Source organism: Streptomyces sp. NPDC054956 (assembly GCF_053609185.1).
This window is the reverse complement of sequence record NZ_JBSGXB010000341.1, coordinates 1-7,503: the sequence shown is the minus strand read 5'-3', so window position 1 is coordinate 7,503 and position 7,503 is coordinate 1. Positions and strand designations below refer to the sequence as shown.

Annotated in this window: 7 protein-coding genes and 2 pseudogenes; 4 read left to right on the top strand and 5 right to left on the bottom strand. The window is 72.7% G+C overall.

What is annotated here, in order from left to right:
* Positions 1 to 139 (bottom strand): annotated as a pseudogene (locus tag ACWGDE_RS33405) (LLM class flavin-dependent oxidoreductase); the annotation flags it as partial.
* 112 nt (positions 140 to 251) lie between these two features.
* On the opposite strand from ACWGDE_RS33405, the gene ACWGDE_RS33400 reads away from it, so the two are divergent.
* Positions 252 to 746, top strand: a complete 495-nt coding sequence (locus ACWGDE_RS33400; RefSeq protein WP_453392802.1) for a phosphatase domain-containing protein — start codon at positions 252 to 254, stop codon at positions 744 to 746.
* Between the two features lie 45 nt (positions 747 to 791).
* On the opposite strand, the gene ACWGDE_RS33395 is transcribed toward ACWGDE_RS33400, so the two are convergent.
* Entirely contained in the window at positions 792 to 1,007 is a 216-nt protein-coding gene (locus ACWGDE_RS33395; RefSeq protein WP_453392801.1) for a dodecin, read from the bottom strand.
* Positions 1,008 to 1,172: 165 nt separating this feature from the next.
* Between ACWGDE_RS33395 and ACWGDE_RS33390 the strand changes: the two genes are divergently transcribed.
* The 3 genes from ACWGDE_RS33390 to ACWGDE_RS33380 all read left to right on the top strand — a co-directional run bounded on the left by ACWGDE_RS33390 (position 1,173) and on the right by ACWGDE_RS33380 (position 4,478).
* The gene (locus tag ACWGDE_RS33390; protein WP_453392800.1) at positions 1,173 to 2,432 is read left to right on the top strand and encodes an extracellular solute-binding protein; all 1,260 of its coding nucleotides are present in this window, start codon (positions 1,173 to 1,175) and stop codon (positions 2,430 to 2,432) included.
* A gap of 166 nt (positions 2,433 to 2,598) precedes the next feature.
* Complete coding sequence (locus ACWGDE_RS33385; protein ID WP_453392799.1) at positions 2,599 to 3,459, top strand: GNAT family N-acetyltransferase; 861 nt, start codon at positions 2,599 to 2,601, stop codon at positions 3,457 to 3,459.
* Positions 3,456 to 4,478 (top strand): lysophospholipid acyltransferase family protein, encoded by a 1,023-nt coding sequence (locus ACWGDE_RS33380; protein ID WP_453392798.1) that lies wholly within the window; start codon positions 3,456 to 3,458, stop codon positions 4,476 to 4,478. The genes ACWGDE_RS33385 and ACWGDE_RS33380 overlap by 4 nt, the downstream gene beginning before the upstream one ends.
* Here ACWGDE_RS33380 and egtD read toward each other — a convergent pair.
* From egtD to egtB, 3 genes and pseudogenes are all read right to left on the bottom strand, one after another.
* A pseudogene (egtD, locus tag ACWGDE_RS33375) lies at positions 4,379 to 5,335 on the bottom strand (L-histidine N(alpha)-methyltransferase); the annotation flags it as partial. The gene ACWGDE_RS33380 and the pseudogene egtD sit on opposite strands and share 100 nt — an antisense overlap.
* Positions 5,332 to 6,138, bottom strand: a complete 807-nt coding sequence (gene egtC, locus ACWGDE_RS33370; protein WP_453392797.1) for an ergothioneine biosynthesis protein EgtC — start codon at positions 6,136 to 6,138, stop codon at positions 5,332 to 5,334. The gene egtC and the pseudogene egtD, both read right to left, overlap by 4 nt.
* On the bottom strand, positions 6,138 to 7,460 hold the full coding sequence (gene egtB / locus ACWGDE_RS33365) for an ergothioneine biosynthesis protein EgtB (RefSeq protein WP_453392796.1): 1,323 nt from the start codon (positions 7,458 to 7,460) through the stop codon (positions 6,138 to 6,140). The genes egtC and egtB overlap by 1 nt, the downstream gene beginning before the upstream one ends.
* Positions 7,461 to 7,503: the final 43 nt, after the last annotated feature.

Here is a 7,503-nt window from a genome sequence, read left to right as displayed (position 1 = left end):
GATGTTCGGACACCCAGAAACGTTCGTAGCCGAGGCGCTCGGCGGCGCGCTCGAGGCCGACGGTGTCCCGCAGGGCCTGCGCGGCGGGATGTCCCTCGCGCGTGCGGGACCGGTCGAGTATCGAGAGTTTCCGGATCACACAGGCATCAACGCCGGAGGGCCGTCAGGATTCCCGGGGCCCGGCCGGGCCCGGCCCGGACCGGGGCGGCCCGGTCCGGGGGAGTGCGGCGGCGCGTGATTACGCTGGCGGGGTGACCGAGACTCAGAACCGCAGGCCCCTGGCCGTCTTCGACATCGACAACACCCTGGCCGACACGGATCACCGCCAGCACTTCCTGGAGCGCCGGCCGCGCGACTGGAGCGGCTTCTTCGGCGCGGCCCCGGCCGATCCGCCGCTGGCCCGCGGGATCGCGCTCGCGGTGGAGAGCGCGGCCGACTGCGAGGTCGCGTACCTGACCGGGCGCCCGGAGCGGTGCCGCGCGGACACGGTCGACTGGCTCACCCGGCACGGACTGCCCGAGGGGCGGCTGTGGATGCGCGGGGACCAGGACCGGCGGCCCGCGCGGACGACCAAGCTGGAGGTCCTGCGGCGGATCTCGCGGGGCCGCGAGGTGCGGATGCTCGTGGACGACGACGAGCTCGTGTGCCAGGCGGCGCGCGCGGCGGGTTTCCGCGTGGTCCTGGCGGACTGGGCGGCGGACGCGCCGGAGCTCAAGGACGCGCAGGAGGGCGAGGGCCGGACCTGAGCGCCGTCCCGGGGGCCCTCGCTCCGCCGGGCCCCCGGTGGTCCCTCAGGCCTCGCCGTCGAGCCGGAAACCGACCTTGAGTCCGACCTGGAAGTGCGCTACCTCGCCGTTCTCGATGTGGCCCCTGATCTGTGTCACCTCGAGCCAGTCCAGGTTGTGCAGGGTTTCGCCCGCGCGTGCGATTCCGTTGCGGATGGCCTGGTCGATGCCCTCGTGGGACGTGCCCACGATCTCGGTCACCCGGTACGTGTGATTGGACATGGGGGTCTCCCGACACTGGGTGGCTGTTGCCTTGTTCTACGGTGCCCCAGTAAGTCCGGGTCCGCGAACTTTGCGTGAACAATCCGGAGCGAAACCCCCTTGACCCGCCCATTGGTCTATGCCAATTTCAAGCCATCTGAGATCCGTCCCCAGAAGGTGACCTTCGTGAAGATGCGCTTCCTTGCCGTGTCCACCGCTCTCGTGGCGGCGACCGCCCTCACCGGCTGCGGCCTCGCCGGATCGGCGGGGGGTCCGCAGAAGGTGACGCTCTGGCTGATGAAGGGCAGCGCGTCGGACGATTTCATCGCCCGGTTCACCAGCTCCTTCGAGAAGGACCACCCCGGAGTCGACCTCGACGTCAGGATCCAGGAGTGGAAGGGCATCGGCGACAAGGTCAACGCCGTGCTGGCCGGCAAGAGCACGGAGAGCGCCGACGTCATCGAGGTCGGCAACACCCAGGTCGCCCAGTACGTGGAGACCGGCGGCGTCGACGAACTCACCCTCGAAGCCCTCCGCTTGTGGGAGGGCAAGGACTGGCTCAAGGGCCTCTCCGACCCCGGCAGCGTCAACGGCGCCCAGTTCGGCGTCCCTTGGTACGCCGCCAACCGCGTGGTGATCTACAACAAGGAACTCTTCGCGAACGCCGGGATCAAGACCCCGATCAAGACCCGGCAGGAGTGGATCCAGGCCACGCAGAAGCTCGACAAGGGCAGCCAGCAGGGCATCTACCTCGCCGGGCAGAACTGGTACGTCCTCGCCGGATTCGTCTGGGACGAGGGCGGCGAGCTCGCGGTCGAGGGCGGCGGCCAGTGGCTCGGCACCCTCGACGACGACAAGGCCCTCGCGGGCATGGAGTTCTACAAGCAGCTCCAGGACCTCGGCAACGGTCCCAAGGACGCCGACGAGGAGACGCCCCCGCAGGCCGAGGTCTTCGCCCGGGGCGGGATCGCCCAGATCATCGCCCCGCCCGGGCAGGCCGCCGCCATCGAAGCCGCCAACCCCGCGCTGAAGGGCAAGCTCGGCTTCTTCCCGATCCCCGGGAAGACCGCCGACAAGGTGGGTGCCGTCTTCACCGGCGGCTCGGACCTGATCATCCCGGAGAAGACGAAGCAGCGTAAGAACGCGGTCGACGTCATCACGGCCCTGGTCAGCGAGAAGTGGCAGACCGAGCTCGCCCGCACCATGAGCTACGTCCCCAACAAGACCACCCTCGCGCACGTCGTCGAGGGCAACGAGGGTGCCACCGCGATGGCCCCCGGCGCCGCCCAGGGCCGCGCCACCCCGAAGTCCGCCCGCTGGGCCGAGGTCGAGGCCAAGAACCCGATCAAGCCCTTCATGACGGCCGTCCTCACCGGCCAGGACCCCAAGGAAGCCGCGAAGACGGCCTCCGACAGCATCAGCAAGGTCCTCAGCTCCGACCGCTGACCCGGGGCGCGCCCTTCGACGGCGGAGGGCCCGACCTCCGAGTTCAGCGTTCGCACATCCAAGGGCCGCGAAGCGGTCATGTCGAATCCAGCCGGTCACGGAAGAAGTAAAGAAGCCAGGCCACACACCTGCCGGCCTGGCTCCCGTGCCCGGACCAGGAGCCGCCATGACCATCGCACCCCTGTCCCCGTCCGCCCTCCCCCTCACCGCCGTCCCGGCGCCCGCCACGGCCGCCGCTCCCACCCCCACCGTCACCGTCGCCTCCGTCCCCGCCCCGGCGCCCGCCACCGGGGCCCCCGCTCCCCGCTACGCCGTCCGCCTCGCCCGCAACGAGGACGAGGTGCGCGCCGCCCAGCGGCTGCGCCACCAGGTCTTCGCCGGGGAGCTCGGCGCCCGCCTCGACGGCCCCGAACCCGGCCTCGACTCCGACGCCTTCGACGCGTACTGCGACCACCTCCTCGTCCTCGACGAGGAGACCGAGCAGGTCGTCGGCACCTACCGGATCCTGCCGCCCGAGCGCGCCGCCGTCGCGGGCCGCCTCTACTCCGAGGGCGAGTTCGACCTCTCCGCCCTCGCCCCGATCCGCCCCGACCTCGTCGAGGTCGGCCGCTCCTGCGTCCACCCCGACCACCGCAACGGCGCCGTCATCGCCCTGATCTGGGCCGGCCTCGCCCGCTACATGGACCGCTCCGGGCACAACTGGCTCGCCGGCTGCTGCTCGATACCGCTCGCCGACGGCGGCATCCTCGCCGCCGCCACCCGCGAGAACGTCCTCACCCGCAGCCTCGCCCCCGCCGAGTACCGGGTCACCCCGCACCTCCCCTGGAGCCCCGAGGGCATCACCTTCCCCGGCCGCATGGAACTGCCCCCGCTGCTGCGCGGCTACCTGCGCCTGGGCGCCTGGGTCTGCGGCGAACCCGCCTTCGACGCCGAGTTCGGCTGCGCCGACCTCTACGTCCTGCTCTCCCTGCGCCGCACCAACCCGCGCTACCTCAAGCACTTCCTCTCGCTCGCCCCGGGCGCATGAGCGTCTGGCTCCCGACCTCGCCCTGCACCCCCGTGGCCTGCGCCGAGCACGAGGGTGACACCGCGAGCGTGCCCCGCGCCGTCCTGCGGCTCACCGCCGCCGTCGCCCTGATCCTGCTCGGCATCCTGGGCGCCACGCCGCTGCGCCTGCTGCCGGAGCGCCCCCGGCACGTGGTCGTACGGGCCTGGGCGACGGCGCTGCTGCGCGCCTTCGGCCTGCGCGTCACCGTCCACGGCAGCGCCGGCCCGGGCGGCGGCCGCCTGATCGTCGCCAACCACATCTCCTGGCTCGACATCCCGCTCGTCGCCGCCGTCCTGCCCTCCCGGATGCTGGCCAAGAGCGACATCCGGGACTGGCCCGTACTCGGACCCCTCTCCCGGCAGGCCGGGACCCTGTTCATCGAACGCGACCGGATCCGCGCCCTGCCCGCCACCGTCGAGGCCGTCGCCGGCGCCCTGCTCGCCGGGGACCGGGTCACCGTCTACCCCGAGGGCTCCACCTGGTGCGGGCGCGCCCAGGGCCCCTTCCGGCGGGCCGCGTTCCAGGCCGCCCTGGACGCGCGGGTACCCGTACAGCCCGTACGGATCTGCTACCTGGACGCGGACGGGACCCCGGCCGGGGCGCCCGCCTTCGTCGGGGACGATCCGCTGACCGCCTCGCTGTGGCGGATCGCGCGGGCCCGCGGGGTACGGGCCGAAGTACGGCTGCTGCCGCGGATCCCACCGGGCCGGTACGCGGACCGGCGGGACCTCGCGGCAGCCGCTCAGGCCGCCGTACTCGCGGAACCCGGCCCGGCGTCGCGGCCGTCGGGGGCTTCGCTGCCCGGCGTACCCTCCCAGCCGTCCGCATCCGCATCCGCATCCGCATCCGCAGCTGCGTCCGCGTCCGCTTCCGTGCGGGCGTCCGTACCGATGCCGTCGGCCACCGACAAGGACAGGGCGAAGCGCCCCGCCACGTCCGTCCACCAGTGGGTCAGTTCGAGCCCGGCGGACGCCAGCTCCTTCCGGAGCCCCTCCTGACGGAACTTCGCGGAGATCTCCGTCAGGATCTCCTCACCCGCCTCGAAGGGCACCTCCAGATCCAGCGCCCGGACCTTCACCAGCACCTGCGACCGGGCCCGCAGCCGCATCTCGATCCACTCGTGCTCCCGGTTCCACACCGCCACGTGAGCGAAGTCGGCGGTGTGGAAATCACCTCCCAACTCCCGGTCGATCACGGCCAGTACGTTCTTGTTGAACTCGGCCGTGACCCCCTGCGCGTCGTCGTAGGCCGCCACCAGCACGGCCTCGTCCTTCACCAGGTCCGTCCCCATCAGCAGCGCGTCCCCGGGCGACAGCATCGCCCGTACGTCCGCCAGGAACACCGCCCGCTCCTCGGGCAGCAGGTTCCCGATCGTGCCGCCCAGGAAGACCACCAGCCGGGGACCGGGGGAGTCCGGCAACCTCAGCGGTTTCGTGAAATCGGCCAGCAACGCGTGCACCCGCAGCCCCGGATGGGCGGCGAGCAGCACCTCGGCCGCCCCGGTCAGCGCGCTCTCGCTCACGTCCACCGGTACGTACGTGTCCAGCGCGGGCAGCGCCTCGATCAGGTGCCGGGTCTTCTCCGAGGAACCCGACCCCAGCTCCACCAGGGTGCGGGCACCGCTCACCGAGGCGATCTCCTGGGCGCGCTCCAGCAGGATCTCCCGCTCGGCGCGCGTCGGGTAGTACTCGGGCAACCGGGTTATCTCCTCGAAGAGTTCACTGCCCCGGGCGTCGTAGAACCACTTGGGCGGCAGCGTCTTCGGGGAGCCGGTGAGCCCCTGGAGCACGTCCGTGCGCAAGGCCGCCTCGGCGGCGTGCTCGTCGAGCGTGCGGGTCAGCCGGAAGTCGTTCACGGTCCTTCGTCTCCTTGCTGTGGGGCTCCTCGATACGGGGCTCCGGTGGGGGTCTCCTTCAGGGAGACGAGATCGATCCGGGTCCGCGTGGCGGTCAGCAGGGTCCGGTCGGGCACCTCGCACCAGCGCGGATCGTCGTCGTAGGGCTCCGACGCCACCACCGTGCGCGGCACGGCGGCATCGGCCAGGTACCAGAGGGAATCCCCCCAGGCCGTGGCCGCGATCGACCGGCCGTCCGTCAGCAGCAGGTTCAGCCGGGAACCGGGCGCGGCCGCGGCCAGCTCCCGGACCGGCCCGGCGAGCGCCTCGCCGAGTCCGTCCCCCTCGCGCAGCCGGCGCAGGACCAGCGCCCAGACCAGCGCCGAATCCGTACGGGCGGCCAGCGAGAGCAGCTCGCCGGACGACAGCGAGGCGGCGGCGACCGGGGCCGCAGCGTCCGGCCAGTCCCGCAGGGCTCCGTTGTGGCTGAACAGCCACGGCCCGTCCGCGAACGGCGCGGCCGCCGCCTCCCCGTCCGCCCCGGCGCGCGTGGCGTCCCGCAGGGCCGCCAGTACGGCCCCGCTGCGGACCACGCGGGCCAGATCGGTGAAGACCAGGTCGCCCCAGATCGGCCGGGCCCGGCGGTAGCGGGCGGGCACCGGATCGCCCTCCGCGTACCAGCCGACGCCGAAACCGTCGGCGTTGACCGTGCCGTGCCGCTGCCGGCGCGGCTCCCAGGACTGGCGCACCAGGGAGTGCTCGGGCTCGCTGAGCAGTCGTCCGAGGCTCACGGGCGGCCCCAGATAGGCTATGTGACGACACATCAGGCGCCACCCGCTGCCCGGGCGTCGCGTGCGGTACGGAACCCGGAGAAGATCTGCCGGCGCACCGGCAGGTCCCAGTTGCGGAAGGTGCCCCGGCAGGCCACCGGGTCCACGGCGAAGGAACCGCCGCGCAGCACCTTGTGCTCCGGGCCGAAGAAGACCTCCGAGTACTCGCGGTACGGGAACGCCCGGAACCCGGGGTAGGGCAGGAAGTCCGAGGCCGTCCACTCCCACACGTCGCCGATCAGCTGGCGCACCCCGAGCGGGGAGGCCCCCGCCGGATAGCTGCCCGCGGGGGCCGGCCTCAGGTGGCGCTGGCCGAGGTTGGCGTGCGCGGGGGTGGGGTCCGCGTCGCCCCACGGGTAGCGGGTGGAGCGGCTCGTCGCGGGATCGTGCCGGGCGGCCTTCTCCCACTCCGCCTCCGTGGGCAGCCGGCGCCCCGCCCACCGGGCGTACGCGTCGGCCTCGTACCAGCTGACGTGCAGCACCGGCTCGTCCCCGGGCACCGGCTCGGTCACCCCGAAACGGCGGCGCAGCCACGTATCGCCCTCGCGGTGCCAGAACAGCGGGGCCTCGAGCCCGTGCCGCCGGACCTCCTCCCAGCCCGCAGGGGCCCACCACGCCTCCCGGTGGTAGCCGCCGTCCGCCATGAACTCCTGGTACGCGGCGTTGGTCACCGGAACCGTGTCGATCCAGAACGGCTTCAACTCGCGGACGTGCGCGGGCCGCTCGTTGTCCAGCGACCACGGCTCGGCGGAGGTGCCCATCGTGAACGGCCCGCCGGGTACGAGGACTTCGGCCACCGCGGGCGGCGGCCCCTGCGGGGGGTCCGGCTCGGGCGCCGCCAGTACCGGGGCGCCCCGCCGCAGTTGATGGGTGATCAGCATCGTCTCGTCGTGCTGCTGCTCGTGCTGCGCGATCATCCCGAACACGTAGCCGCCGTCCAGCAGGGCCGTGCCCTCCAGCGGAGTGCACTCCAGCAGGTCGAAGACCCGCCCGCGCACTTCGGCCGCGTACCGGCGGGCCTCGTCCGGACCCAGCAGCGGCAACTTCGGGCGCTCCGAACGGGGATGCTCGAAAGCGTCGTAGAGCGGGTCGATCTCGGGGCGCATGGACTCGCGGCCCGCCACGTTGCGCAGCAGCCACAGCTCCTCCATGTTCCCGATGTGCGCAAGGTCCCAGACCAGCGGTGACATCAAGGGGGAATGCTGCGCGGTCAGATCCCCGTCGGACACGGCGTCGGTGAGCCCGGCCGTGCGGACCCGGGCCGCGGTCAGCGCGGCGGCGGCCCGTTCGCGCAGGCGCTCCGGTTCGGCGGTCATGGGCGTGCCTCCTCGCCGGTCGGCAGCGTCTGGGGCTGTGGGT